The organism is Amycolatopsis cihanbeyliensis, assembly GCF_006715045.1.
Lineage (GTDB): Bacteria > Actinomycetota > Actinomycetes > Mycobacteriales > Pseudonocardiaceae > Amycolatopsis > Amycolatopsis cihanbeyliensis.
This window is the reverse complement of the sequence record NZ_VFML01000001.1, coordinates 2,584,836-2,609,925: the sequence shown is the minus strand read 5'-3', so window position 1 is coordinate 2,609,925 and position 25,090 is coordinate 2,584,836. Positions and strand designations below refer to the sequence as shown.

General features: G+C 71.1%; 21 protein-coding genes. 16 read left to right on the top strand and 5 right to left on the bottom strand.

What is annotated here, in order from left to right:
- The first annotated feature begins 137 nt into the window (after positions 1-137).
- Positions 138-1,154 carry an ABC transporter permease gene (locus FB471_RS11485; protein WP_141997669.1) on the top strand — a complete coding sequence of 339 codons (1,017 nt, stop codon included), beginning with the start codon at positions 138-140 and terminating at the stop codon, positions 1,152-1,154.
- 10 nt (positions 1,155-1,164) lie between these two features.
- Complete coding sequence (locus tag FB471_RS11480; RefSeq protein ID WP_425457102.1) at positions 1,165-2,076, top strand: ABC transporter permease; 912 nt, start codon at positions 1,165-1,167, stop codon at positions 2,074-2,076.
- Between the two features lie 67 nt (positions 2,077-2,143).
- Here FB471_RS11480 and FB471_RS11475 read toward each other — a convergent pair whose 3' ends face one another.
- Complete coding sequence (locus FB471_RS11475) at positions 2,144-3,892, bottom strand: ABC transporter ATP-binding protein (RefSeq protein ID WP_141997667.1); 1,749 nt, start codon at positions 3,890-3,892, stop codon at positions 2,144-2,146.
- 179 nt (positions 3,893-4,071) lie between these two features.
- On the opposite strand from FB471_RS11475, the gene mshB reads away from it, so the two are divergent.
- The 3 genes from mshB to FB471_RS11460 all read left to right on the top strand — a co-directional run bounded on the left by mshB (position 4,072) and on the right by FB471_RS11460 (position 6,236).
- Positions 4,072-4,881: an N-acetyl-1-D-myo-inositol-2-amino-2-deoxy-alpha-D-glucopyranoside deacetylase gene (gene mshB, locus FB471_RS11470; protein ID WP_246076355.1), complete on the top strand. Its 810-nt coding sequence runs from the start codon at positions 4,072-4,074 to the stop codon at positions 4,879-4,881.
- A gap of 169 nt (positions 4,882-5,050) precedes the next feature.
- Positions 5,051-5,458 (top strand): hypothetical protein, encoded by a 408-nt coding sequence (locus FB471_RS11465; protein WP_141997665.1) that lies wholly within the window; start codon positions 5,051-5,053, stop codon positions 5,456-5,458.
- Positions 5,451-6,236, top strand: coding sequence for a hypothetical protein (locus FB471_RS11460; protein ID WP_141997663.1), 786 nt, complete (start codon positions 5,451-5,453; stop codon positions 6,234-6,236). The genes FB471_RS11465 and FB471_RS11460 overlap by 8 nt, the downstream gene beginning before the upstream one ends.
- Before the next feature lie 13 nt (positions 6,237-6,249).
- Here the strand turns inward: FB471_RS11460 and FB471_RS11455 are convergent, their stop codons facing one another.
- Positions 6,250-7,053, bottom strand: a complete 804-nt coding sequence (locus tag FB471_RS11455; protein ID WP_141997662.1) for a site-2 protease family protein — start codon at positions 7,051-7,053, stop codon at positions 6,250-6,252.
- Between the two features lie 336 nt (positions 7,054-7,389).
- Between FB471_RS11455 and FB471_RS11450 the strand changes: the two genes are divergently transcribed.
- On the top strand, positions 7,390-7,674 hold the full coding sequence (locus FB471_RS11450; protein ID WP_170220999.1) for a WhiB family transcriptional regulator: 285 nt from the start codon (positions 7,390-7,392) through the stop codon (positions 7,672-7,674).
- Between the two features lie 237 nt (positions 7,675-7,911).
- Positions 7,912-11,277: a glycosyltransferase family 2 protein gene (locus FB471_RS11445; RefSeq protein WP_246076354.1), complete on the top strand. Its 3,366-nt coding sequence runs from the start codon at positions 7,912-7,914 to the stop codon at positions 11,275-11,277.
- Here FB471_RS11445 and FB471_RS11440 read toward each other — a convergent pair.
- On the bottom strand, positions 11,238-11,717 hold the full coding sequence (locus FB471_RS11440) for a metallopeptidase family protein (RefSeq protein WP_141997658.1): 480 nt from the start codon (positions 11,715-11,717) through the stop codon (positions 11,238-11,240). The genes FB471_RS11445 and FB471_RS11440 overlap by 40 nt on opposite strands.
- 156 nt (positions 11,718-11,873) lie before the next feature.
- Between FB471_RS11440 and FB471_RS11435 the strand changes: the two genes are divergently transcribed.
- The 8 genes from FB471_RS11435 (at position 11,874) to FB471_RS11400 (ending at position 19,949) form a co-directional block, all read left to right on the top strand.
- Complete coding sequence (locus FB471_RS11435; protein ID WP_141997656.1) at positions 11,874-12,233, top strand: DUF3499 domain-containing protein; 360 nt, start codon at positions 11,874-11,876, stop codon at positions 12,231-12,233.
- Between the two features lie 84 nt (positions 12,234-12,317).
- On the top strand, positions 12,318-13,718 hold the full coding sequence (locus tag FB471_RS11430; protein WP_141997654.1) for a phosphomannomutase/phosphoglucomutase: 1,401 nt from the start codon (positions 12,318-12,320) through the stop codon (positions 13,716-13,718).
- Between the two features lie 26 nt (positions 13,719-13,744).
- Complete coding sequence (locus FB471_RS11425) at positions 13,745-13,978, top strand: Trm112 family protein (RefSeq protein WP_141997652.1); 234 nt, start codon at positions 13,745-13,747, stop codon at positions 13,976-13,978.
- Positions 13,962-15,056 (top strand): hypothetical protein, encoded by a 1,095-nt coding sequence (locus FB471_RS11420; protein WP_142001782.1) that lies wholly within the window; start codon positions 13,962-13,964, stop codon positions 15,054-15,056. The genes FB471_RS11425 and FB471_RS11420 overlap by 17 nt, the downstream gene beginning before the upstream one ends.
- A 62-nt stretch (positions 15,057-15,118) precedes the next feature.
- On the top strand, positions 15,119-16,345 hold the full coding sequence (manA, locus tag FB471_RS11415) for a mannose-6-phosphate isomerase, class I (protein ID WP_141997650.1): 1,227 nt from the start codon (positions 15,119-15,121) through the stop codon (positions 16,343-16,345).
- Positions 16,346-16,476: 131 nt separating this feature from the next.
- Complete coding sequence (locus FB471_RS11410) at positions 16,477-17,397, top strand: cation diffusion facilitator family transporter (protein WP_141997648.1); 921 nt, start codon at positions 16,477-16,479, stop codon at positions 17,395-17,397.
- A gap of 81 nt (positions 17,398-17,478) precedes the next feature.
- On the top strand, positions 17,479-19,032 hold the full coding sequence (locus FB471_RS11405; protein ID WP_141997646.1) for an APC family permease: 1,554 nt from the start codon (positions 17,479-17,481) through the stop codon (positions 19,030-19,032).
- Between the two features lie 191 nt (positions 19,033-19,223).
- A complete protein-coding gene (locus FB471_RS11400) occupies positions 19,224-19,949 on the top strand; it encodes a hypothetical protein (RefSeq protein ID WP_141997644.1) in 726 nt (241 codons plus the stop codon).
- Here FB471_RS11400 and FB471_RS11395 read toward each other — a convergent pair.
- The gene (locus tag FB471_RS11395) at positions 19,896-22,283 is read right to left on the bottom strand and encodes a hypothetical protein (RefSeq protein ID WP_246076353.1); all 2,388 of its coding nucleotides are present in this window, start codon (positions 22,281-22,283) and stop codon (positions 19,896-19,898) included. The genes FB471_RS11400 and FB471_RS11395 overlap by 54 nt on opposite strands.
- Before the next feature lie 136 nt (positions 22,284-22,419).
- On the opposite strand from FB471_RS11395, the gene ahcY reads away from it, so the two are divergent.
- A complete protein-coding gene (gene ahcY, locus FB471_RS11390) occupies positions 22,420-23,934 on the top strand; it encodes an adenosylhomocysteinase (RefSeq protein WP_141997641.1) in 1,515 nt (504 codons plus the stop codon).
- Between the two features lie 140 nt (positions 23,935-24,074).
- Here the strand turns inward: ahcY and FB471_RS11385 are convergent, their stop codons facing one another.
- Positions 24,075-25,019: a hypothetical protein gene (locus FB471_RS11385; RefSeq protein WP_246076352.1), complete on the bottom strand. Its 945-nt coding sequence runs from the start codon at positions 25,017-25,019 to the stop codon at positions 24,075-24,077.
- Positions 25,020-25,090: the final 71 nt, after the last annotated feature.

Below are 25,090 nucleotides of genomic sequence, written 5' to 3'. Positions count from 1 at the left end.
GTGTGATAAATGAGTGTCGCGCGCGAATCGTGCACGACCCTCCTTGGGTAGCTGTTGACCGTGGCGGCACCCCCGCTACGGTGAGCAAGGGCGGCCGCTGACACCCAGACGGCGAGGCCGGACGAGGAGCAATTCCGTTGAACTTAGTGCTCTACACGCTACGGCGGGTAGCGATCTCGATACCGATCCTGCTGATCGGTACCTTCCTGGTTTACTTGATGGTCGCCGGTGCGGGTGATCCGCTCGCCGATCTGCGGGCAAGACCAGATGTCAGTCCGGAAACCATCGCCGCGTTCGCCCAGCAACTCGGCTTGGACCAGCCGCTGGTCCCGCGCTACTTCGACTGGCTAGGCGACTTCCTGACCGGCGACTGGGGCCTTTCTATCGCACAGGGCAACGCGCTGCAGCCGGTTTTCCCGATGGTGATGAGTGCCTACGAGGTCACTCTGAAACTGGTGATCGGCGCGGAGATCCTGGCGATCGTCATCGGCGTCGCCATCGGTGTGCTGGCCGCCGTGAAGCAGTACTCGATCATCGACTACGTCGCCACCATGCTGGCGTTCCTGATGTTCTCGATGCCGATCTTCTGTGTCGCCATCGTGCTGAAGACTTATGCGATCGAGTTGAACACGGTCGTTTACGACCTCGGCCTCACCGAATGGCTCGGTAACCCGTGGATCAAGACGATCAGCCCGGAGAAACTGGTCAGTGACGGGTTCGGCGACTTCATCGTCGACTACGTCGGCGCGTACCTGCTGCCTACGCTTGCCATCATGGTGATCAGCTTCGCCGCGTATAGCCGGTTCCAACGTGCCTCCATGCTCGAGACGCTCAGTTCGGATTACGTCCGTACCGCCCGCGCGAAGGGCGTTTCCTCCTCCCGGGTCATTTTCCGGCACGCCATGCGGAATGCGCTCATCCCGGTCGCGACGCTGTTCTCGGTGAATTTCGCGCAGGTGCTCACCGGGGCGATCATCACCGAAACCGTGTTCGCGTGGAACGGGATGGGCACGGTTCTGGTGAACGCGGTGAACCAGAACGATCCGGACGTGATGATGGGCTGGCTGGTGCTGGTCGCCGTTACGGTAGTTGTGTTCAATCTGATTGCCGACCTGGTGTACGGCATCCTGGACCCGAGGATTCGCGTTGGCTGATATGAACTCGATGCTCGCGGACGCCCAGTCGGGCGGTTCCGGGGGCCAAAACCAGGAAACCGACCTCGCGCCACGGCCACGGAGTCAGGGCGCGCTCGTACTGCGGAAGTTCCTGCGGCACAAACTGGCGATGGCCAGTGTCGCGCTGCTGACGCTGATCGTGCTGACCATTGTCATCCTGCCGATCTTCTGGCCGTACAGCTACACCGAGACGGTCGGCGGCTTCCTGCAGCCCAGCGCGGACCACCCGCTGGGCACCACGCAGGTCGGCAAGGACATGGTGTCCCAGATCCTGCGCGGCACCCAGTACTCCATGCTGATCGCGGTCGTGGTGTCCATGGTCGCGACGATGCTCGGGGTGGTGTTCGGTGCCACCGCGGGCTACCTCGGCGGCTTCACCGACTCGGCGATTTCCCGGTTCACCGACCTGTTCCTGATCGTCCCGCAGATCGCGGCGGCCGCCATCCTGGTGCAGGTGTTCAGCGGGAGTTGGTACGTGGTGGCACTGGTGCTGGCCGCGTTCGCCTGGATGCCGATCGCCAGGATCACCCGTGCCGAGGCGATGTCGCTGGCGCAGCGGGAGTTCGTGGAGTCCGCGCGTGCCGCGGGCGCGGGCACCGGCCGGGTGATCTTCAAGCACCTGGTGCCGAACATGGTCGGCAGTATTACGGTGAACGCCACCCTGGCGGTGGCGCAGGCCGTGCTGGTGGAGGCCGCGCTGTCCTTCATCGGCCTCGGCGTGCAGCTACCGGACACCTCGCTCGGCCGGGTCATCCAGGAGAACTACGCCCAGCTCACCTTCCGGCCCTGGCTGTTCTGGGGACCGTTCCTGGTGCTGGTGTTGATCTCGCTGACGATCAACTTCATCGGCGACGGGTTGCGGGACGCCTTCGACCCCCGACAGCGCCGGATGAAGGCCTGACCGGACGACCACGGCAGAGGGCCCGGCCACCGTCACGCGGTTGGCCGGGCCCTCTGCCGTTTCGGGCTCAGTCGGCGACCGGGGCGACCCGGCCGGCCTCCCATGCGGCGCGCCGGTCGGCCTGCAGCACCGGGTCGGCCACCGGGGCCGCGGACAGCAGCCGCTTGGTGTACTCCTCCCGCGGCGAGTGCAGCACCTCGTCCCTGGTGCCCACCTCGACCAGTTTGCCGTGCTGCATCACCGCCACCCGGTCGGCGAGCAGGTCGACCACGGCCAGGTCGTGGCTGATGAACAGGCAGGCGAACTGCAGCGTCTGCTGCAGGTTCAGGAACAGGTCCAGCACGGTCGCCTGCACCGAGACGTCCAGCGCCGAGGTGGGCTCGTCGGCGATCAGCAACTGCGGGTTCAGCGACAGTGCCCGCGCGATGGAGACCCGCTGCCGCTGGCCGCCGGACAGCTCGTGCGGGTAGCGGTTGCGGTAGTGCGCGGACAGCTCGACCTTGTCCAGCAGCGAGGTGACCCGGTTGTCGAGCTCGTTGCCGGACAGGATCTTGTGCAGCATCAGCGGCTCGGCCACCGAGTCGCCGATGGTCATCTTCGGGTCCAGCGTGGACGCGGGGTCCTGGAACACGATGGAGAAGTACCGGCGCAGTGGCCGCAGTTCCTTGGCGGACAGCGTGGTGATGTCCCGGCCTGCGATGGAGACGGTACCGCCGGTCGGCTCGAGCAGCCGGATGGCGCAGCGGCCGACGGTGGACTTGCCGGAACCGGACTCGCCGACCAGGCCGAGGATCTCGCCCTTCTCGATGTGCAGCGACACGTCGTCCACCGCGCGTACCTTGTTGCCGCGGCGGCCGGGGAAGTCGAGCACCAGGTTCTTGATCTCCAGCGCGTGCGCCCCGGCCTCGATCTTCGCTTCCAGTTCGGCGTCGGAGAGCTTGATCTCCTCGGCGATGCGCTGCGCCTCGGTGGCGTCCATCCGCTCGTCCTCGAACAGCAGCCCGCCCTCGGGGCGCTGGCCGAGCACCGGAACGGCGGCGAGCAGCCGCTTGGTGTACTCCTGCTGTGGCCGGGCGAACAGTTCGCGCACCGGAGCCTGCTCCACGATGTCGCCCTGGTACATCACGACCACCCGGTCGGCGAGGTCGGCGACCACACCCATGTCGTGGGTGATCAGCACGATCGCGGTGTCCAGGGTGTCCCTGAGCTTGCGCAGCAGCCCGAGGATCTCCGCCTGCACGGTCACGTCCAGCGCGGTGGTCGGCTCGTCGGCGATGATCACCTTCGGGTCGCAGGCGATCGCCATCGCGATCACCACACGCTGCCGCAGCCCACCGGAGAGCTGGTGCGGGTACTGCCGGAAGCGCTGCTCCGGGTTCGGGATGCCGACCAGGTCCAGCAGCTCGATGGCCCGGGCGTCGGCGGCGCTCTTGGCGAGGTCCTGGTGCATCCGCAGGGCCTCGCGGATCTGCCAGCCGACGGTGTACACCGGGTTGAGTGCCGTCATCGGCTCCTGGAAGATCATCGCGATGTCGTTGCCGCGGATCTTGCGCAGCTCCTTGTCCGACAGCCCGGACAGCCCGCGGTCCTCGAGGCGGAGGTCACCGTGGACCGTGCTGTTCTTGGGCAGCAGGCCGAGCACCGACATCGAGGTCACCGACTTGCCCGATCCGGACTCGCCGACGACGGCGACGATCTCGCCGGGCTTGACGTCGAACCCGATGCCCTTGACCGCATCGACGACGCCGTCCTCGGTGGGGAACGAGATGTGCAGGTCCGCGATGGAAAGGACGGAACCGGATGTGCCGGCCGTCATCGCCGTTGTTGCTTCAGTGCTCACCAAGATGCCCTTCGTGGGGGTACAGATGTCACGCCCGGTAGGCATGACTCGCGCGAGGATAACCGAGGCGCCGGGGGATGTGGACACGAAGGAGGAATTAATCTGAGACCGTGATCTCTGAGCTGAGCAGACCTGAGTACGGTGCGTACAGGCTAGTGCTGGTACACGCGCATCCGGACGACGAGAGCCTCACCACCGGCGGCACGATCGCCCGCTACGCCGCCGCCGGGGTCGAGATCACGCTGGTGACCTGCACGCTCGGCGAGCAGGGCGAGGTCATCCCGCCCGAACTGCGGCGGCTCGGTCCGGACGAGGCCGACCAGCTCGGCGGGTACCGGGCGGGCGAACTGGCCGCGGCCAGTTCGGCACTCGGCGTGACCGATCATCGCTACCTCGGCGGGATCGGGCGCTGGCGGGACTCCGGCATGGCAGGCACGCCCGCCGCCGAGCACCCGCGGGCGTTCGTCCGCGGCGCGGTGGAGGAGCAGGCGACCCAGCTCGCCGCGATCCTGGACGAGGTGCGCCCGCAGGCGGTGGTCAGCTACGACGCCAACGGCGGGTACGGCCATCCCGACCACATCCGGGCGCACGAGATCACCATGGCGGCCACGCGGGACAGCGGGAGCAGGGTGTTCCACGTGGTGTCGCCCGCCTCGGCCGTGGCCCGCGGGCTGGCCGGGCTACGGCAGGCCGGCGAGCTGCCGTTCCGGGTGCCCGCGGACGGGGAGCCGGCCACGGTCGCGGACGAGCTGGTCACCACCACCGTGGACGTCGCCGCGTACCTGGACGCCAAGGTCGCGGCGCTGCGCGCGCACCGTAGCCAGGTCAGCGTGCCCAGCCCGGCCTCCTGCTACGCCTTGTCCAACGGGATCGCCCAGCCGTTGCTGGCCGCCGAGTACTTCGTACTGGCCCGCGGGCCCGCCGAGGGCGTGCGCACCGACCTGTTCGGTGGGGTGGCCGGATGACACCCCTTGGGTCAACCCGCGGCCGTCACGGTGACCACAGAGCGCGCCCTCGGCCGGAGGCCCCACTGTCGGGGCGGCGGGGCGCGTGCCCTGGTGGCCATGCGCCGGGTCGTGCCGGGCGCCCCGTCGACACGATCGCGGACGCGCGCGAAGCCGCGAAGGAGCAAGCATGACCGGTCGGCACGGGTATCAGTGGGGTTTGTTCGCGCTGCTGCTGGTCGACGTGGTGTTGCTGGCCGCGCTGGAGCTGTTCTACCTCCCGCTGCGGCTGGACGGGCTGATCCTGCCGGCGGTGGACGCCGTGCCGGTGCCGGTCACCGTGGTGCTGGCGGTGGTGACCACCCCGCTGCTGGTGCGCGAGGCCGCGCGGGTGACCTCACCGCGGCTGGCCGTGGTCCCGCTGGTGCTGTGGCTGGTCACCGTGTTCGGGATCGGGCTGGCCGGCCCCGGCCGCGACCTCGTGCTGCTGCAGGACTGGCGGGCGCTGCTGCTGCTGGCCGGCGGGGCGCTGCCGGCCGCGCTGGCGCTCGGCGGGGTGCTCGCCCGCTCGCCGGGCAGGGGAGCGGTCAGTGGGTGAGGCGATCTCCGATGCGCAGGTGGTCCGCGTGCTTCGCCCGTTCGTGCGGGCGACCGCTCCGCTGCTGGACGCCCTGCGCGAGTCCGACCCGCTCGGGCTGCGCACCAGGGCCGAGCGGGAGGCCGCCGACCTGGTCGAGGTGCAGCGCGGCCCGCGCGAGCGGCTGCTGGATCGGCTGACCGCGCTGCGGGTCCCCGGCACCGCGGCATGGGCCGGGATGGACGCCGCGCAGCGTTCGCACTGGTGGGTGAGCAGGGTCGGCCGGTTCACCGCACTGCTGACCGCCGTCCCCGGCCTCGGCGGGGCGCTGGCGGACCGGCTGCCCGTGCAGGACGCGCTCGGCGCGGCCGCGCAGGGCCTGCTGCTCTGCGCCATCGCGGGCGAGCACGGGATGACCGAGGTCGGGGACCGGGTGCGGCTGCTGGCCTGGGTGCTGTTCGAGCGGGAGGTGGACCCGGAGCTGGCCGCGGGCAGGGGCGTGCGGCACGACGCCGCCGCCGAGGACGTGCGGACCACCGAGCTGACCGAGGAGGTCACCGAGTCCTCCCGCCGGCACGGCCGGATCACCCTGCGGGCAGCGGCGCGCACCCTGTGGCGGTTGGGCAGGCTGCTGCTGTCCATCACGGACGAGCTGGAGAAGCGCCCGCAGGGCCGCTTCTACCACCAGGCCTTCGGCATGCTACCGGTGGTCGGGATGCTCGCCGACTACTTCGGCGAGCGTTCCGCGCTCAAGCGGGTGGCCAAGCGCGCCCGCAGGTGGCTGCGCGAGCACCGGTGACGGCCACCCGAGGTCACAGCCAGAAGCGGAAGCCCTCGGCGCCGATGATGGCCAGCCGGTCGTCACCGCCGACGAGGTCGAACACCCCGTAGGCGAAGTCGAAGAAGGCCTGCCCCACCGGGTTCACCGCGATGATCAGCGCGAACAGGGCCAGTGGCGCCCACGGCCGCGCCTTGGCGCCGAACTCCCGCGCCTGCGGGGAAAGGTAGGGCTCGATCGCCCCGAACCCGTCCAGGCCGGGCACCGGCAGGATGTTCAGCACGAAGGCCAGGATCTGCAGCAGCGCCAGGTAGGACAGGCCGATCGCCAGCCCGGTCGGCATCGGCGCCAGCGCCACCACAGCGGTCAGCACGGCGCCGATGGCCAGGTTGCTCAGCGGACCGGCCAGCGAGACCCAGGAGGACACCGACCGCGAGCGCAGCGCCCACCGGTTGATCCACACCGCGCCACCGGGCAGCGGGATGCCGCCGATCGCCAGCAACAGCAGCGGCAACACCAGGGACAGCACCGGATCGGTGTACCGGCGAATGTCCATTGTGAGATAACCCTTGGCGGCGACCTCGTGGTCCCCGCCGCGGTAGGCGACCAGCGCGTGGCCGAACTCGTGCAGGGTGAGCGAGGCTGCCCAGCCGCCGATGATCAGCAGGATGATCCCGAGCGTGCCGAGCACCTGGTGGTCGAGACTGGTGATGAACACCTGACCGTCGAACTCCGTCGTCGGGAACGGGCTTTGCACGACCAGGAGCGCGGCACCGAGGACAGCGACGGCGAGGATGGCGAAGAACAGGGGACTGGGGCGGACGGCTGAACGTTGCACGCCCTCAGTCTTCCGTATCCCCTCGGGTGGCCGTCGGCGTGTCCCCTTGCGTGTCGAGCTCGAAGTATCCCCCGAACTTGCTACTCCGCTTGACCTAGCTCCATTACACGGGTGTAATCACATTGATGTCATTCGTCGCCAGAGGGGGCGGCGGATCGGTCCGCCTGAAGAGGGAGCAGGAGGGGACCACAACGGTGCGGTCCGGCATCGGACTGTACGCGTCGGGGCACGGTTCCGCGTCTCGACGCCGAGTCAACACCGCCAGCCTGGGGAGTGCGTGGAAGCGAGGAGGCGGACGTGCGGTTAGGCGCCAATGGAAGGGATTGGGGGCACGTCATGGACTGGGATGACCCCCAGCAGCAGGACCTGGGAACTCTCCCGGACCTGCTCGACGTGTCCGAGGAGCAGGATTGGCAGGAACGCGCCCTGTGCGCGCAGACCGATCCGGAGGCCTTCTTTCCGGAGAAGGGTGGGTCCACCCGGGAAGCCAAACGCATCTGCCAGGGATGCGAGGTGCGGGACGACTGCCTCGAGTACGCCCTCGCGCATGACGAGCGTTTCGGCATCTGGGGTGGACTGTCCGAAAGGGAGCGTCGCAAGCTCAAGAAACGCGCGGTGTAGCGCGGTCCGCCCGGTCCAGTAGCGCCCGAACCAGTAGCTCGTTGACATCGTAGGGTGGTCGGCATTCGACCACCGGGATCCCGACGAGTACTGAGGGTGATGCACGATCCAGGCGACGGGGGCCGCCCGAAGCCTGCGGAGGGTGGCTCGTGGCGCCTGGATACGAGGCGAGAAGCCGGCGGCAGCCGCACCTCCGACTGTGCATAACCTCTTGCATGAGACTACTGGAGACGGCCGTTGACTGCCCCTCGCGTTTCGGCGCCCGCCACGCCGCGCACCGCGCCGGTGCTGGCGATTCTGGTCTGCCACAACGGTGCCGCCTGGCTTCCGCTCGCGCTGTCCGCGTTGCGGCGCAGCGAGGTTCGGCCCCGGCACGTCCTCGCGGTGGACACCGGTTCGGGTGACCGCACCGCCGCCATCCTCGCCGACGCCGCCGATCCGGTCGGCGCGGCGGGGGAACGGGTGCTCTCCGGGGTGCTGACCCTGGCCGAGGACACCGGTTTCGCCGCGGCGGTCGCCGAGGCCGTCGCTCATGCGGGTGAACGTTGGGGGGATCCGGGCACCTGGATCTGGCTGCTGCACGACGACTGCGCCCCCGAACCGGACTGCCTCGGCACCCTGCTGAACGCGGCCGAGGCCGCGCCATCGGCCGGGGTGCTCGGGCCGCTCGCTGTCGGCTGGACGGATCCGCGGCTGATCGTCGAGGCGGGCCTTTCCCTGGACGCCTCCGGCCACCGCCAGCATGCCGTCCCCAGGGACCACCAGCAGAGCACCGAGGTGCTGGCGGTGCCCAGCGCCGGCTCGCTGGTCCGCCGCGAGCAGTGGGAACGGCTCGGTGGTTTCGACACCGGACTGCCGTTGCTGCGCGAGGACATCGACTTCGGCTGGCGGGTGAACTCCGCGGGTTCGCTGGTGCTGTCCGTGCCACTGGCCAGGTTGCGGCACGCACGCGCGGCGAGCACCGGCGAGCGGCAGGCGCATGCGGTGCCCGGTTCCCTGCTCCTCGCCGACCGGGCGCACGGGCTGCGCACCTTCCTGGCCAACTGCGCGCCGGTCTCGTTCCTGCTCGGCCTGCCCCGGCTGGTCCTGCTGAGCCTGCTGCGCGGGCTCGGGTTCGCCCTGCTGCGGCAGTTCGGCAGGGCGCGGGCCGAGTTCGCCGCGGTGCGGTACCTGACCGGAGGGCACGCGGGGCTGCGGGCGGCGAGGGCGCGCAGGCGGGCCGCCCGCAGCCGGCTGACCGGCTCCGTACGCGGCCTACTCACCAGCCGGTTCGCCAGGCTGCGCAACCTGCTGCGCGGTGGGATGCTGCACCTGGTCCGCAGGCGGGTGGCCAGCGAGGCCGCACTCGGCCGGTTGCCCGAGGCGGTGCCCGACTCCTCCGACCCGTCGGCCTGGGTCCCACCGGAGGCCGCCCGGTCCGAGTCGAGGGCCACCCGGCCGGTCGGGCCCGAGGCACTGCCGGCGGGGGCCACGCGCGCCCTCGGCTCCCGCGCCAGGGGGCTGCGCAAACCGCACGACATCCTGGCGGTCGCCCTGCCCGAGCAGGAGGCCGAGCGAGCGGAGGGCGAGCGGCGGGCCCGGCCCTCACCCGGCGACCAGCGCGAGCCCGAGCTGGTCTTCGTGGAGGTCGACCGGCGCCGGATTCTCGCCGCGACGATCTTCGCGCCGCCGGTGGTGCTCCTCCTCGTGCTCACCGCGCTCGGCCTGGTGCTGAACGGCTCCCGACTCGGGCTCGACCTGGCAGGCGGGCGGCTGCTGCCGGTGGGTGGGCTGGACCAGCTGTGGTCGACCTACCTCGCCTCCTGGCACCCGGTCGGCGGCGGCACCGCCGCGGCCGCCCCGGCCACCCTCGCCGTGCTCGGCACGCTCGGCGCGGTGTTCCTGCCGCTCGGCGGGCCACCCGCGCTGGTCGCGCTGCTGCTGCTCGGGCACCTGCCACTGGCCGCGCTGGTGGCCTACGCGGCGACCAGCGGGATCCGGGCACATCGTTGGGTACGTGCGGCCGTCGCCGCGGCGTACGCGCTGCTCCCGGCAGGTACCGCGGGTGTCGCGCAGGGCCGGCTCGGGCTCGTGGTGGCGCACATCCTGCTGCCCGCGGTGCTCGCCGGGCTCGCCGCCGTGCTCACCCGCGCGGATCGGCGCTGGTTGAGCGTCGCGGTGCTGACCGCGCTCGGTCTCGCCGTGCTCGGTGCGTTCTCCCCGCAGGCGCATGCCCTCGCGCTGGTGGCGCTGGTCGCCGGGTTCGTGCTGCTGCCCTCCGCCGGCGGCCTCGGCCGCCGGATCTCCGCGGTGGCCATCGTCGTGCTGCTGCCGCTGGCCCTGCTGCTGCCCTGGCTGCCGGCCCTGCTCACGCGTCCGGCGCCGCTGCTGCACGGCCTCGGCGGCACCGGCTCGCGGCCGCCCGACGCGGCCGACCTGCTCGGCCTCGACCCCGGTGGCCCCGGCGCGCTGCCCACCGGCGTCGCGGTACTGGTCGCCGCGCTGGTGGCACTGGTGGTGCGGCCGAGCAGGGCCGCGGGTCCCGGGCTGGCGGTGCTGCTGCTCGGCATCGGCGGGGTGGTCGCCCTCCGGCTGATCGCGGTGCCGCCGGTGCACGGTGGGGCCGCGGCCGTCGGGTACACCGGGGTTCCGCTGCTGGTCGCCGGCGCCGGGCTGCTCTGGGTGGTGCTGGCGGCCTGCGCCCATCGCGCGGATGCCCCGGCGGTGCCCGCCGCGCTGCCGAGGCTGGGCGCGGCGGGCGGGGTGCTGGTGCTGCTCACCCTGGCCGCGGGTGGGGTGCTGGCGGCCGCGGGCCCGCTGCGGGCGGGTGGTGGTGTGTCGCTCGCGTCCTCGCTGACCAGGGAACTGTCCGGTACCGGGCGCTCGGTGCTGGTGCTGGGTGCACCCGGTGAGCCGGTGCGGCAGGTCGGCGGCAGGCTACCCCGGTTCGGCGACGACGAGCTGGTGCCGGTGGCCGGCACCTCGCAGCGACTCGCGACCTGGCAGCGGGACCTGCTCTCCGGGTCGCGGGAGGCGGTCACCTCGGCCGCCGCGGCCGGGGTGCTGTTCCTCGTGCTCCCGCCAGGCGAGGACGGGGCGCCGCTCCGCCGCGCCGCGCCCGACCTGATCGCCGGGGCACCGGAAACCGGTGACGGCAGGAAGGTGCTGCGGCTCAGCCCGGCTGGTGGCCAGGTGACCCTGATCTCCCCGCAGGAGGCCAAGCGGGCGGTCGGCGGCCAGGCGCCCACCGGGCAGCTCGCCGGTGGCACCGCGGTGGTGCCGGTCGAGGCCGAGCTGCCGGACGTCCGGGTGCGGGTGTCCGACGGGCCCGCGGGCAGGCTGCTGGTGCTCGCCGCGGAGTCGGAGCCTGGTTGGCGGGCCACGGTGAACGGGGATCGGGTACCGATCGTGCGCGCCTGGGGACACCAGGTGGCCGTCGCCGTCCCGGCCAGGGCCTCCGAGGTGGTCGTCGACCATCCCTCGGTGCTGCGTGACCTGCTACTGCTCGGTCAGATCGCGGCCGTGCTGTTCACCGCGCTCACCGCGATACCCGGCCGGCGGGAGCCCGCTCAGCCCCCCTCGACTCAGCCCCCCTCGATGACATCCGGCTCCACGCCGAGATAGGTGGCGACCTGCTCGACCAGCACGTCGTGTACCAGCTCGGACAGCTCGGCAGGGTCCTTGGCGCGGGCCTCGAGCGGGCGGCGGTACAGCACGATCCTGGCGCGGGTGGGCAACCCGGACCGGTCCACGCCCGCGGGCACCAGGCGGGAGAGCGGGACCGACCCGTCGTGCAGCACCCCCTCGGCCTGCGCGGGCGTGCCGCTCCCGCGGACCTCGGGCACGTCGTCCACGGCCACGTCCAGCTCGGTCAGCTCGTGCCGCCAGCGAGCCTCGATCGGCTCCAGCGCGTCCAGCACGAGTGTGTCGAACCGTTCCGCCCTGCTCGACGCGGCCGGCAGGGACGCGGGATACAGCGGGCCACGCAGCCCGCGCCCGTGCCTGTCCCTGCGGATTCGCCGCCGCTGCTGAGCACGCTGAGAACCTTGAGCCGTCGCCACCATTCGTAGGGTACGCCGAACATGCCCCGGAACCGAGACGGTGTGTCAGTGTTACGCAAGGCGCGACACGACCGGCCCGGCGGGGGCCTGGGCTCCGTCGCGGGCGTCAACGGCGCGCCTGCGCCACGTGGCTGGGCGAAGGCGCTATGGTGATCAACCGTGCCGAGCGTGCGGAAGTGTTCGCGGACGGGCTGCCTGCAGCCCGCGGTAGCCACGCTGACCTACGCCTACAGCGACTCCACGGCGGTGGTCGGTCCGCTGGCCACGGCGTCCGAGCCGCATTCCTACGACCTGTGCGAGGCGCACGCGCTCAGGTTGACCGCTCCGAAGGGCTGGGAGGTGGTCCGGCACGAGGGCGATTTCGCCGAGCCGGAACCCTCGGGGGACGAGCTGACCGCGCTCGCCGAGGCGGTGAGGGAAGCGGGCCGTTCGGATCGGCAGCCTCCGCCTCCGGAGCAGGAGACCCCCTCCGGTAGGCGGGGTCACCTGCGGGTACTGCCGGATCCCATCAAACCGTAATCGGGTTGCGCCGTCCCGCCCGCGGCGGCGCCGGTACGCTTTCCGCGTCGTATCCGTGACTCGGACGTATAGCGGGGAGAGGGCGTGTCAGACCTGTCGGGCATTGTGAAGGCCTACGACATTCGCGGGGTCGTCGGCGAGGAGCTGAACGCGGACCTCGTCCGTGACCTCGGCGCGGCGTTCGCCCTGCTGATCAAGCCGGACTCGCCGTCCGTGGTGGTCGGCCACGATATGCGGGACTCCTCGCCGGGGCTGGCCGCGGCCTTCGCCGAGGGGGTCACCTCACAGGGCCTCGACGTCGTGGCCATCGGCCTGGCCGCCACCGACCAGCTGTACTTCGCCTCCGGCTCGCTGAACATGCCGGGGGCGATGTTCACCGCGAGCCACAATCCCGCCCAGTACAACGGCATCAAGCTCTGCCGCTCCGGGGCGGCTCCGGTCGGCCAGGACTCCGGGCTCGCCGAGATCAGGGACACCGTGGAGCAGGGCGTGCCGAGCTTCGTGGGGCAGCCGGGCACGGTGACCCAGCGGGACACCCTCGGTGACTACGCGGTCTACCTGCGTGAGCTGGTCGACCTGTCCGGCAACCGGCCACTGAAGGTCGTGGTGGACGCGGGCAACGGCATGGGCGGCCACACCGTGCCACCGGTGTTTCGGATGGACACGGCGGCCTCCGTGGCGGGTGACGGTGGGCGACGGGAGGTCATGCCCGTCGAGATCCTGCCGCTGTACTTCGAGCTGGACGGCTCCTTCCCCAACCACGAGGCCAACCCGCTGGACCCGGCCAACCTGGTCGACCTGCAGGCCAAGGTGCGCGAGGTCGGTGCGGACGCCGGGCTGGCCTTCGACGGCGACGCCGACCGCTGCTTCGTGGTGGACGAGCGGGGCGAGCCGGTCTCGCCGAGCGCGATCACCGCGCTGGTGGCCGCGCGCGAGCTGGCCAAGGAACCCGGCGGCACCATCATCCACAACCTGATCACCTCCAAGGCCGTCCCGGAGATCGTCGCCGAGCACGGCGGCAAGCCGGTGCGCACCAGGGTCGGGCACTCCTTCATCAAGGAGAAGATGGCCGAGACCGGCGCGATCTTCGGCGGGGAGCACTCCGCGCACTACTACTTCCGCGACTTCTGGCGGGCCGACACCGGTATGCTGGCCGCGCTGCACGTGCTGGCCGCGCTCGGCGAGCAGGACGGCCCGCTGTCCGAGCTGACCGCCGCGTACCGGCGCTACGCGGCCTCCGGTGAGATCAACTCGACCGTGCGCGACCAGGTGGCGAGCCAGCTCGCGGTGAAGGACGCGTTCTCCGGGCGCAGCGGTGCCACGCTGGACGAGCTGGACGGGCTCACCGTGGAGCTGGCCGACGGTCGCTGGTTCAACCTCCGCGCCTCCAACACCGAACCGCTGCTGCGCCTGAACGCGGAAGCACCGGATGCCGCGGCGGTGGACGCGCTCGTCGACGAGGTGCTGGCGATTGTCCGGGCATGACGGGCTAGGGATGGTATGGAGGAACTATGGCCGTGACGCTTGACGAGCAGTTGCTGGAGATCCTCGCGTGCCCATCGCCGGATCACGCGCCGCTGCGGGTCGGCTCGCCGGACGACCCGCAGGCCGACGCCCTCACCTGCACCTATTGTGGCCGGGTTTTCCCCGTCCGGGACGGTATTCCGGTGCTCTTGCTCGACGAGGCGATGTCCGCGGAGGATCCCGAAGGGGAGCGGGACGATGCCGATGTCGACGGTGCTTGACGACAGCCTGCTGGACGACCCCGACCGGCTGGCGCACGCCGATGTCTCCGGGCTGCTGCGCGGCTGCGCGATGGCCGGTGCCCAGGTCAGGTCCACCCTCGAGGCGGGAGCCGAGCTCGAGCTCGGTGAACGGCTGGACATCGGGAGGCCGCGGGCGCTGGTGGTACTGGCCAGGGACGGCGTGAGCCGTGCCTCGGCCCACCTGCTGGAGGCCCTGCTCGGGGCGTCCTGCCCGGTGCCGGTGGTGGTGAGCGATGTCGTCCCCGGCTGGGTCGGCACGCTGGACGTGGTGACCGGGCACCTCGACGAAGGGGAGGACCCGGAGCCGGCGGCCTCGCTGGAGCGGGCCGCCCGGTACGGCGCGACCATCGTGCTGTCCGCATCCCAGGACGGGCCGGTGGCCTCGGCCGTGGCCGGCCGGGGGCTGCTGATCACGCCGCGGGTGCGGGTCCCGCCGGAGCTGGCCTTCCCCCGCGCGCTCGCCGCCGGGCTGCTGGTCGCGAACACCCTCGGGCTGCTGGTGTCCGATCTCGAGTCGGTGGCCGACCAGCTGGACGGCGAGGCCGAGCGCAACCATCCCGGTCACGAGTCCTTCGTCAGCCCCGCGAAGGCACTTGCCTTACGCGTGGCGGAGCGCACACCCTTGCTGTGGGGCCTGGACCGGCCCGCTCGCACGGTCGGCGAGCACGGGGCACACGTGTTCGCCGCCCATGCCGCGACCGTGTGTGACGTCGCCGACCACCGTCAGGCGATGGCGCGGCCCGCGTTGCTGCGTGCCGCCATCACCGGCACCTCGGAACGGGACATCTTCGCCGATCCGGAGGACGAGCCGATGTCCACCGCCCCGCCGCGGGTGCTCCTGCTCGCGGTCAACGACGGACCCGCCGCCGACGCGACCCGGTACCGGGCGGAGCAACTGCTGCCCGGCGCCGACGTGCTCGCCCCGGCCGGCGAGATCGAGGCGGCCGAGCCCGCCCGTGCCGCGGTGCTCGCGTTGCGGCTCGAGATGGCTGCCATCTATCTCGGCCTGGCCACTGGGACCATTGGCGGAGCGGGGTACGCACCCACCAGGGCGTAGCCGCGAGTACAGCGAGAAGGCTGGTGCGAACGGCAAGCGCCGCCGAGAGTTGAGGTGGAGACGTGGAACAGCTGCTGGGCGCCGTGCGGCCGTACGCCTGGGGGTCCCGGATCACGATCCCGGAACTGCTGGGCAGGCCGGTGCCCGCCCCACATCCCGAGGCGGAGCTGTGGATGGGTGCGCATCCCGGCGACCCGTCCAGGGTGGTCGGCGCCGACGGGGTGGAGCGCAGCCTGCTGGAGCTCGTGGAAGCCGACCCGGTCGGGCAGCTCGGCAGCCGGTGCGCCGAGCGCTGGGGTGACCGCCTGCCGTTCCTGCTGAAGATCCTCGCCGCCGAGGAGCCGCTTTCCATGCAGGCGCACCCCTCGGCCGGCCAGGCCGCCGAGGGGCACGCCCGCGAGGAGGCCGCGGGCATCCCGCGGGACGCGCCGAACCGGAACTACCCCGACCCGACCGCGAAGCCGGAACTGGTGTGCGCACTCACCGAGTTCCACGCGCTCGCCGGGTTCCGCGACCCCCGGCGCACGGTGTCGCTGCTGCGCGCCATCGAGACACCCGGCCTGGCCAAGTACGCCGACCTGCTTGCCGCCCAGCCGGATCCGGACGGGTTACGCACCCTGTTCACCACCTGGATCACCATGCCGCAGCCCGCGCTGGACGAGCTGCTGCCCGAGGTGCTGGACGCCTGCGTGCTGCACGTCAAGGACCACGGTGAGTTCGAACCCGAGTGCCGCACCATCCTCGAGCTCGGCGAGACCCACCCCGCCGACGCGGGGGTGCTGGCCGCGTTGCTGCTCAACCGGCTCACCCTGCGCGCGGGCGAGGCGATCTACCTTCCCGCCGGCAACCTGCACCTGTACCTGCACGGCACGGCCGTGGAGATCCTCGCCAACTCGGACAACATCCTGCGTTGCGGCCTCACCCCGAAGCACGTCGACGTGCCGGAGCTGCTGCGGGTGGTGGACTTCGCCTGCGGGGACATGCCGGTACTGCGCGGGCGGCCGACCGGCCGGATGGCCGTGTACCGCACCGACGCGCCGGAGTTCGAGCTGGCGCGTGTCGAATGGGCCGCGGGCGCGGACGAGGCCGTCGAGCTGGACTGCGCCGGGCCGCAGATCCTGCTGTGCACCTCCGGTGAGCTGCGGCTGCGCGCCGCCGACGGCAAGGAGGCCAGCCTGCGCCGCGGCGAGTCGATGTGGCTGGCCGCGGCCGACCCCGCCGTGCACGCGCGGCCGGCGGGGGGTCAGCCGGCGCACCTGTTCCGCGCCACGCCCGGGGTGTGTACCTGAGCGGCTGGTCCTGAACCGGACTGTGCGGTGCGTTGGGAGCAGGCACTGGGTTTCCGGCCCGGCCGCCGGTCGTGGTGCGGTGCCTCTAAGCTGCGTGCGGACAAGGGCGGCACGAGCATCCGGGGGCACCTGTGGCGGCAAGTGGCGGAACCAAGGCGATCGTGGCGGCGCTGCTCGCCAACGCCGGGATCGCGGTCGCGAAGTTCGCCGGTTTTCTGGTCACCGGGTCGTCCTCGATGCTCGCCGAGTCGGTGCACTCGGTCGCCGACACCTCCAACCAGGGCCTGCTGCTGCTCGGGCAGCGGACCTCGCGGCGTAGGGCGACCAAGGAACACCCGTTCGGCTACGGGCGGGACCGCTACTTCTACTCCTTCATCGTCGCGCTGATGCTGTTCACCCTCGGTGCGGCTTTCGCGCTGTACGAGGGCATCCACAAGGTCCAGCACCCCGAGGAACTCGCCTCGCCGATCGTCGCCGTGGTGATCCTGGTGGTCGCGATCGTGCTGGAGACCTTCAGCTTCCGCACGGCCATCGTCGAATCCAGGGCGGTCAAGGGCGACGCCACCTGGTGGGGCTTCATCCGGCAGTCCCGTTCCCCCGAACTGCCGGTGGTGCTGCTCGAGGACGCGGGCGCGCTGTTCGGGCTGGTGTTCGCGCTGATCGGCGTCGGTCTCTCGGTGCTCACCGGTGACCCGGTGTGGGACGGCATCGGCACCATCACGATCGGGATCCTGCTCGGTGTCATCGCGATCATCCTGATCATCGAGATGAAGAGCCTGCTGATCGGCGAGGGCGCCACCGACCGGGAGCTGCGGAGCATCACCGACGCGCTGGTCGGGGACGGGGTGCAGCGCGTGATCCACATCCGCACCCAGTACATCGGCCCGGAGGAGCTGCTGGTGGCCGCCAAGCTCGGGCTGTCGGAAGGGCTGGAGATGGCCGAGGTCGCGCGCGCCATCGACCAGGCCGAGGGCCGCGTCCGGGAGCGGGTCCCCGCCGCGCGGCTGATGTACCTGGAGCCGGACCTGTACCGGCCCGAGGTTGTTTCCTGACCGGACCTCGCGTGCGTTGGTGGTCAACCACCCGTTAGGGTGGCGCGGACCCTGAGATCCAGGTCACCCAGGAGGTCAACGTTGCCCAGAACGGGTTTGTGGCGGACCAAACCGGTCGAACAGTCGATTTCCGACACCGATGAGCCGGATACCAAGCTACGCAGGAACCTGAGCGCGTGGGATCTGACCGTATTCGGTGTCGCGGTGATGATCGGCGCCGGCATCTTCACCCTGACGGCACATACCGCCGGTGACGTGGCCGGTCCCTCGGTGTCCGTGGCGTTCATTCTGGCCGGTACGGCCTGCGCACTGGCCGCGCTGTGCTACGCGGAGTTCGCCTCGGCCGTCCCGGTCGCGGGCAGCGCGTACACCTTCTCCTACGCGACCTTCGGCGAGTTCCTCGCCTGGATCATCGGGTGGGACCTGATCCTGGAGTTCGCGGTGGCCGCGGCCGCCGTCGGCAAGGGTTGGTCGGTGTACCTGCAGACCGTGCTGCGCTACGTCTTCGGCGAGGACGTCACCACCACCGTGGAGATCGGTGGGGTCAGCGCCGACTGGGGTGCGATGCTGCTGATCATCGTGCTCGCGACGATCCTGACCCTGGGTACCAAGCTGTCCTCCCGGTTCAGCCTGGTGATCACCGCGATCAAGGTGCTGATCATCCTGTTCGTGATCGTGCTCGGGATCACCTACATCAGCCCGGACAACTACACGCCGTTCGTCCCGCCCGCCGCGGAGGGCGCGGCGGCAGGCGGCGGTATCGAGCAGTCCCTGCTCTCCGCCCTGTTCGGCAGCGAGGGCAGCACCTACGGCGCCTTCGGCCTGCTGGCCGGTGCCTCGCTGGTGTTCTTCGCCTTCATCGGGTTCGACATCGTCGCCACCACCGCGGAGGAGACCAGGAACCCGCAGCGCAACGTGCCCCGCGGCATCCTCGGCTCGCTGGCCATCGTGACCGTGCTCTACGTGGCGACCTCGCTGGTCGTGGCCGGAATGGTGCCGTACCAGGAGCTGTCCTCCGAGGCCGCGCCCGAGGGCCGCAAGACCCTCGCCACCGCGTTCGCCGTGCACGATGTGGACTGGGCGGCGAACATCATCTCGGTGGGTGCGCTGGCCGGTCTGACCACCGTGGTCATGGTGCTCATGCTCGGGTTGCAGCGGGTGATGTTCGCGATGTCCCGGGACGCGCTGCTGCCCCGGCCACTGGCCAAGACCGGCAAGCATGGCACGCCGGTGCGAATGAACATCCTGGTCGGCGTGGTGGTCGCCCTCGGAGCCACCTTCTTCGATGTCGGCAGGCTGGAGGAGATGGTGAACGTGGGCACGCTGTTCGCGTTCATCCTGGTGTCCGCCGGCGTGATGGTGCTGCGCAAGAAGCGACCGGACCTGCCACGCGGTTTCCGGGTGCCCCTGATGCCGCTGATCCCGATCCTGGCGATCGTCGCCTGCGGCTGGCTGATGCTCAATCTCACCGTGCTCACCTGGCTGCGGTTCCTCGGCTGGATGGCGCTCGGCGTGATCATCTACTTCGCGTACAGCAGGCGGCACTCGCTGCTCGGCCGGCGGGAGAACGGGGCCACCGAGTCCCCGCTTCCCGTCGACGGCGCCGACCCCACCAAAACCCCCGACAACTCCTGAGTTCCTGGCGGCGCCCCGAGAAGATCACCGGGAGGGCTCGATCAGGTCACCGATCACCTGAGAGCATTGTCGGCTCCCCCGTTCGGGGTAGGGTTCCCGCGTCCGTTCGCCCGCTGGTGGCGCCGGCCGTGACGGTCAGCGAGCCGGAGCACCTGGGCGGCACCCCGAACCGCTTTTCCACGGAGTTCTGCATGTCTCTCTCCCGGAGATTTCCGGTCCGCCCCGCACTGCTCGCCGTACCGATGGCGGTCGGCCTGCTCATCGGCGCGGCGGCCACCGCGCACGCCACCGAGGCCGAGGATCCACGCGCGTCGGGGCACGAGGGCAACGCCACCACCTGCGCAGAGGCCGGTCTCGACGGTGCGGTGCTGAGCCAGGAAGACCTGACGTTCACCGGCGGCACGCCGAACGTCGACCAGTACCTCTCCATCACCGCCGCGGAGGGCGGCACGGTGACCGGAATCGTGGTCAAGGGCGGCCCGCGCTACAACGTTTACCAGCCCGGCTCGAACGGCCTTTCCGGGACGCCGCCCTGGGAGGGGCTGCGCGCGCCGCTGAACAACGGCGGCAACATCCCGCAGATCAGCCACTGGTACCTCTGCGGCACCGGCACGCCGGACACCACCAGCAGCACGCCGACCACCATCGAAACAACCGAGACGACGGAGACGACGGGCTCGACCAATCCGTCCACACCGGACCGGAGCACCACCTCCGAGGCGGGCGGTTCGCCGGGCACCAGCGCGGACGCGACAACGGCCTCGGTGACCTCGGCGGCCGTCGTGCCCGCGGGCGAGGACGGCGACCTCGCGTCCACCGGGTTCGGCGGCAGCGGGCTGATCTGGCTCGGTGCGCTGCTGGTGCTAGCCGGAACCGCCCTGCTTGTGCTGTTCCGTATTCGCCGCGGCACCACCTGAGCCGGGCTCGCGCCGGCCGACCGGGTCGCTGTTGAACAGGTCGGGGAACAGGGCGACCTGCTCCGCCAGCGGCGGCGGCCCGTCCGGCCGGTCCAGTCCCGCGGCCATCGCCACGGCCCGGTCCCACTCGGGGTCGGTCACGTAGTCCGCGTGCCTGCGTACCCCCGCGGCCCACCGGCGCCCGCTGAGCGGGCCGCGCATCGGGTCGGGCAGCCAATGGTCGCCCCCGAGCACCAGCGCCCCGGTCGGTCCCTGCTCGGCGGGTGCCAGCGGTCCGACCCCGCCGCTCGGCAGGTAGCCGACACCGAGCAACTGCCGGTCCACGACCTGATGCCGCCAGGTCGTCGCCCCGCCGCCGAAGGTGTCGGTTCCCCGGCACAGCCCGCGCCACCGGCCGTTCAGGTTGCCGTACAGGTCGACCAGCGCCTCGTGCGGCAGCACGGCCGGGAAGGCCCGCTGGTAGCCCCACTGCAGCGGCGAACCCGCGGTCAGCAGGCCGACCCGTTCCCGGTCCTCGGGCGGCAGTTCGGCCGCCAGCCGGCCCGCCGCGATCACCGCCAGCAGCCCGCCGAGGTGGTACCCGGCGAGGACGACCCTGGTGTGCGGGTCGGCGAGATGCTCCCGGCAGCGCTCGATCAGCTCCGGCACCACCTTGAGCGCGTAGCAGGGCGGCACCGCCGGGTGCGCCGCACGCGGCCAGAACGACACCAGGTCGGCGAGCGCACCCAGGTGCCTGCTGCGCTCGCTGGTCGTCGCCGCCGTGTAGATGACCCGCAGCAGCCCGGCCGCGAGCGCGCCGAGCGCCACCACCCCGACCCCGGAGAGCGGTTCCAGCCAGGGAGGCACGCCGCCGAAACCGAACCGGGCCACCAGCAGCCCGGCGACCCCGGCCGCCATACCCAGCGCCACCGCGACCACGATCTGGTGCAGGTAGCGGCGTTCCCAGCTGGACTGCGCCCACGCCGTGGCCGCCTCCTGCCGGTTCTCCTCCTCCGCCTGCAGCATCCGCACCACCTCCGGAATGCCGCGGCGCAGCCTGCGCATCGGCACCGCCACCGCGAACCCGAGCACCGCCAGCACCGTGGACAGCGCGAGCCCGGCACCCCACAGGATGGTCACGAGGGTGTAGCTCGGCGGGAGCAGCAGGTCGGTACGGACCAACTCGCGCAACGCGATCGCCAGCCCGGCGCCGAACCCGCCGCCGATCAGCCCGGCCAGCGCCAGCGCAGGCGCCGCGATCCATCCACCCACCCATGGGCGCAGCCGCCGGGGCAGGGCGCGCCATGCCGGGCGCGCCAGCAACGCGGCCGGCACCAGCAGCAGCGCGAACAGCACGCAGACGACGATCAGCCCGGCGCCGATCGCCTGCACGGTGTCGTCGGTGCCGAACACCCGCGGGGGCAGCGGGGTGCGGAGCACCGCCGTCCACACCAGCAGCCCGGCCGCGGCACCGAGCAGCACCGCCCGGACGATCCGGCCGAAAACCCGGCCCATGCGCACCGCCGTGGCGAGCACCGCCACCCCGAGCAGGCCGAGTGCGGCGGCCCAGGCCACTGCCTCCGCCGTCGCCGCCGGCCGGGTGAACGGGCCACCGGCCAGCAGCAGGGCCGTGCAGGCCAGCGCGGCCACGGTGTGCAGGCAGCGCAGCACCGGCACGCCGTCCTCGGCACGGAGCTCGTCCCCCGGCAACGACCGGCCGGGTCGTCGCGGGCTCACCTTCGCCGACACCGCCCATTCCGTGCCGGAAACCTGGTGCAGCACGAAGATCGCCAGCGCCACCGGGAGCAGGCCGACCGCCGTGCGCAACGCCTCCACCTCGCTCAGCCAGGACAGCCCGGAAGGAACGCAACGACCCTGGTAGGCGAGGCACTGCGCGGCGAGCAGGTCCACCGTGACCACGGCCAGCTGGCTCACCAGCAGGGTGGTCAGCAGCAGCCCCGCGACCCGCAGCAGGCTGCGGCAGGCCGCCCCGATCACCCGGGCCGACCGGGCCCGCGCACCCCCGCCCCTCGGCACCGGCGGCAGCATCCAGAACGCCACGTTGGCCAGGGAGAACGGGAACAGCAGCGCCCAGGTTGCCTTGGCCACCCCGCCCGAGGTCATCCCGCTCCACAGATAGCCCTCGAGGGTGCGCGGCAACGCCCGCCCCGCCCCCTGCAGTACCGGCCCTGGCGCCGGCCTGCGCAGCCGATCGGACGGCCGGATGACACGGCCGAGGCGGTCCCCCGCGACATCCACCACGCCGACCGAGTCGAGCAGCGACTCGCCCGTGGTACCGATCAACCCGGGTACGCGCAGTTCGACGACACGGGTCTCGGGTCCGGGAAGGGGCACCGGTGCGTCTCCTCTGGGTTCGCGGATGGCTCTCCGCGGTGCGGTTGTCGGATGTTGCGGCCCACACCAACTGTCTCGCGTGGTGAACGGATCACGGTAGTGTGCGGTTGACGCCGAGCCTTGGAGGACAGCCCCGATGACCCCCGAAAGCATTCAGCAGGCTGACCTTCACCGGACCCGGAACGGGCTCGACTTCGCCGTGGCGGATCTCGGGGCGGCAGAGTTCGGCCGGAAGGAGATCCGGCTCGCCGAGCACGAGATGCCGGGGTTGATGGCGCTCCGGCGGGAGCATGCGGAGGCCTACCCGCTACGCGGCGCACGAATCTCCGGATCGTTGCACATGACGGTGCAGACCGCGGTGCTGATCGAGACGTTGGTGGCGTTGGGAGCCGAGGTTCGGTGGGCGTCGTGCAACATCTTCTCCACCCAGGATCACGCCGCCGCCGCGGTCGTCGTCGGCCCGCACGGGACGCCGGAGGAACCGCGGGGGGTGCCGGTGTTCGCGTGGAAGGGCGAGACCCTTTCCGAGTACTGGTGGTGCACCGAGCGGATGCTGACCTGGCAGGGCGAGGGTCCGACCGGGTCTGATGATCGGACCCCGCGATCAGGCCCGAATATGATCCTCGACGACGGCGGGGACGCCACCATGCTGGTGCACAAGGGCGCGGAGTTCGAGCGGGCCGGGGTGGTGCCCACCCCGGAGACCGACGACCCGGAGGAGTACAAGGTCTTCCTCGAGCTCCTGCGCAACTCCCTCGAGGCCGACAGGTCCAGATGGACCCGCATCGGGGAGGGCGTCAAGGGCGTCACCGAGGAGACCACCACCGGGGTGTTGCGGCTCTACCAGCTCGCCGCCCAGGGCGAGCTCCTTTTCCCCGCCATCAACGTGAACGACTCGGTGACGAAGTCGAAGTTCGACAATCGCTACGGGATCCGCCACTCGCTGATCGACGGCATCAACCGCGGCACGGACGTGCTGATGGGTGGAAAGGTCGCCGTGGTGTGCGGTTACGGCGACGTCGGCAAGGGCGCGGCGGACTCGCTCGCCGGCCAGGGTGCTCGAGTGATCGTCACCGAGATCGACCCGATCTGCGCGTTGCAGGCCCAGATGGACGGCTATCAGGTCAAGACGCTGGAGTCGGCGTTGCCGGAGGCCGACATCGTGATCACCACCACCGGGAACAAGGACGTGGTGATGGTCGAGCAGATGGCGCGGATGAAGCACCAGACGATCGTGGGCAACATCGGCCATTTCGACAACGAGCTGGACATGGCCGGCCTTGCCCGCTATCCGGGGATTCGTCGGGAGAACATCAAGCCACAGGTGGATGAGTGGATCTTCCCCGACGGGCACAGCATCCTGGTCCTTTCCGAGGGGCGGTTGCTGAACCTGGGCAATGCCACCGGGCATCCGTCGTTCGTGATGTCGAACAGCTTCTCCAACCAGGTGATCGCGCAGGTCGAGCTGTTCACCAAGAACGCGGAATACGACAGGGAGGTGTACCGGCTGCCGAAGAAGCTGGACGAGCATGTCGCCCGGATCCACGTGCAGGCACTGGGCGGCGAGCTGACCAAGCTGACCAAGGAACAGGCCGAGTACATCGACGTGGACGTCGTGGGGCCCTACAAGCCGGACCACTACCGCTACTAGCGCCGCTGCCGAGAACGTCACCTTTCGTTCCGGGGCCGCCGGTAAAGCCCTGAACGTGGCGTTCGAGGCGCTCAGCGTTGCGAACGGCACTATTGGGACGTCAGGTGTCCGGAAAGCCACGTTCAGGGCTCTCGGGGGGTTCAGTGCCACTCCACCGCGACGCCGGCGAGGCCGGGGCCGATGTCGTTGAAGTACGCGCTGCTCACCGCGCCGATGTCGCATGGGAGGTCGTCGGTGTCGGTGGGCAGCATGTCCTCCCGGGTGCGGAACTGGCGGGTGCATCGGGCCGGCAGCGCGCGCCTGCTGAACCGGAGCTGGAGCAGGTAGCCGGCGCACCGGTCGCGGAACATCCGGAAGTAGCCAGGTGAGGTGCCGCCGGAGTCGTCCCTGACCTCGAAGCAGAACACGTGGATCGCACCCTCGGCCAGCCTGCGGTCGAACAGCAACTCCGCGGCCAGGGTGTCCTCGCCCGCGTGCCTGCGCATCCGGCCCACCCGGCAGCCCTCCGCGGTGGCGAGCGTGACCTCCTCGATGCGGCAGCCGGGATCGCCGTTGTAGACGATCACGTAGCGGTCCGGGCCGTGTCGGCGGGCGCGGGCGACCAGCCTGGTCCGGATGCTGCGTTGGCGATGTGCGGCATCGAAGGTCACCACGTCGTGCACCGACAGCGGTTCGAAATCGGCGTTGTACCGGCTCGCGGAGGCGTACCCACCCAACTCGGTCAGCAGCCTGTCGGCCGCGGGGCCACTCGTGCCGCGGCGGAGGTCCGCGAACGAGGTCGGCATGCGATGCGCCCGCGCTGCCGGCTGGCGCGGCCCGATCAGTGTCACCAGCGAGCCCGGTCGCAACTCCAGCACCGACTCCAGCGCGCGCACCGTGTCCAGCCCGCGGGGCATCTCGGGTTGCCGGATGCCGCGTTGCCAGTAGCTGAGCGTCGACTGTCCGATGTGCACGCCGCGCTGCGCGAGATGCGCCCGCAACCGGGCGAGCGAGAGCCCCCGGTGCGCGATGGCGAGCCGCAATGCCTCGTGGAACTCGCCGGGCACCGGTTCGGGCGCACTGTCGGTGCCTGGTCTCTCCGACACCACCGACCCTCCACTCCGAAGCTTTCACAACCGTGAACGCTGTGCGGAATGTTCACGCTAGCAGTGGTGAG

Excerpts from the sequence above, each read along its gene's own strand:
- FB471_RS11480 (WP_425457102.1), top strand. The coding sequence starts at position 1,165 with ATGCTCGCGGACGCCCAGTCGGGCGGTTCCGGGGGCCAAAACCAGGAA.
- FB471_RS11475 (WP_141997667.1), bottom strand. The coding sequence starts at position 3,892 with ATGACGGCCGGCACATCCGGTTCCGTCCTTTCCATCGCGGACCTGCAC.
- FB471_RS11465 (WP_141997665.1), top strand. The coding sequence starts at position 5,051 with ATGACCGGTCGGCACGGGTATCAGTGGGGTTTGTTCGCGCTGCTGCTG.
- FB471_RS11450 (WP_170220999.1), top strand. The coding sequence starts at position 7,390 with ATGGACTGGGATGACCCCCAGCAGCAGGACCTGGGAACTCTCCCGGAC.
- FB471_RS11440 (WP_141997658.1), bottom strand. The coding sequence starts at position 11,717 with ATGGTGGCGACGGCTCAAGGTTCTCAGCGTGCTCAGCAGCGGCGGCGA.
- FB471_RS11425 (WP_141997652.1), top strand. The coding sequence starts at position 13,745 with ATGGCCGTGACGCTTGACGAGCAGTTGCTGGAGATCCTCGCGTGCCCA.
- FB471_RS11420 (WP_142001782.1), top strand. The coding sequence starts at position 13,962 with ATGTCGACGGTGCTTGACGACAGCCTGCTGGACGACCCCGACCGGCTG.
- FB471_RS11400 (WP_141997644.1), top strand. The coding sequence starts at position 19,224 with ATGTCTCTCTCCCGGAGATTTCCGGTCCGCCCCGCACTGCTCGCCGTA.
- ahcY (WP_141997641.1), top strand. The coding sequence starts at position 22,420 with ATGACCCCCGAAAGCATTCAGCAGGCTGACCTTCACCGGACCCGGAAC.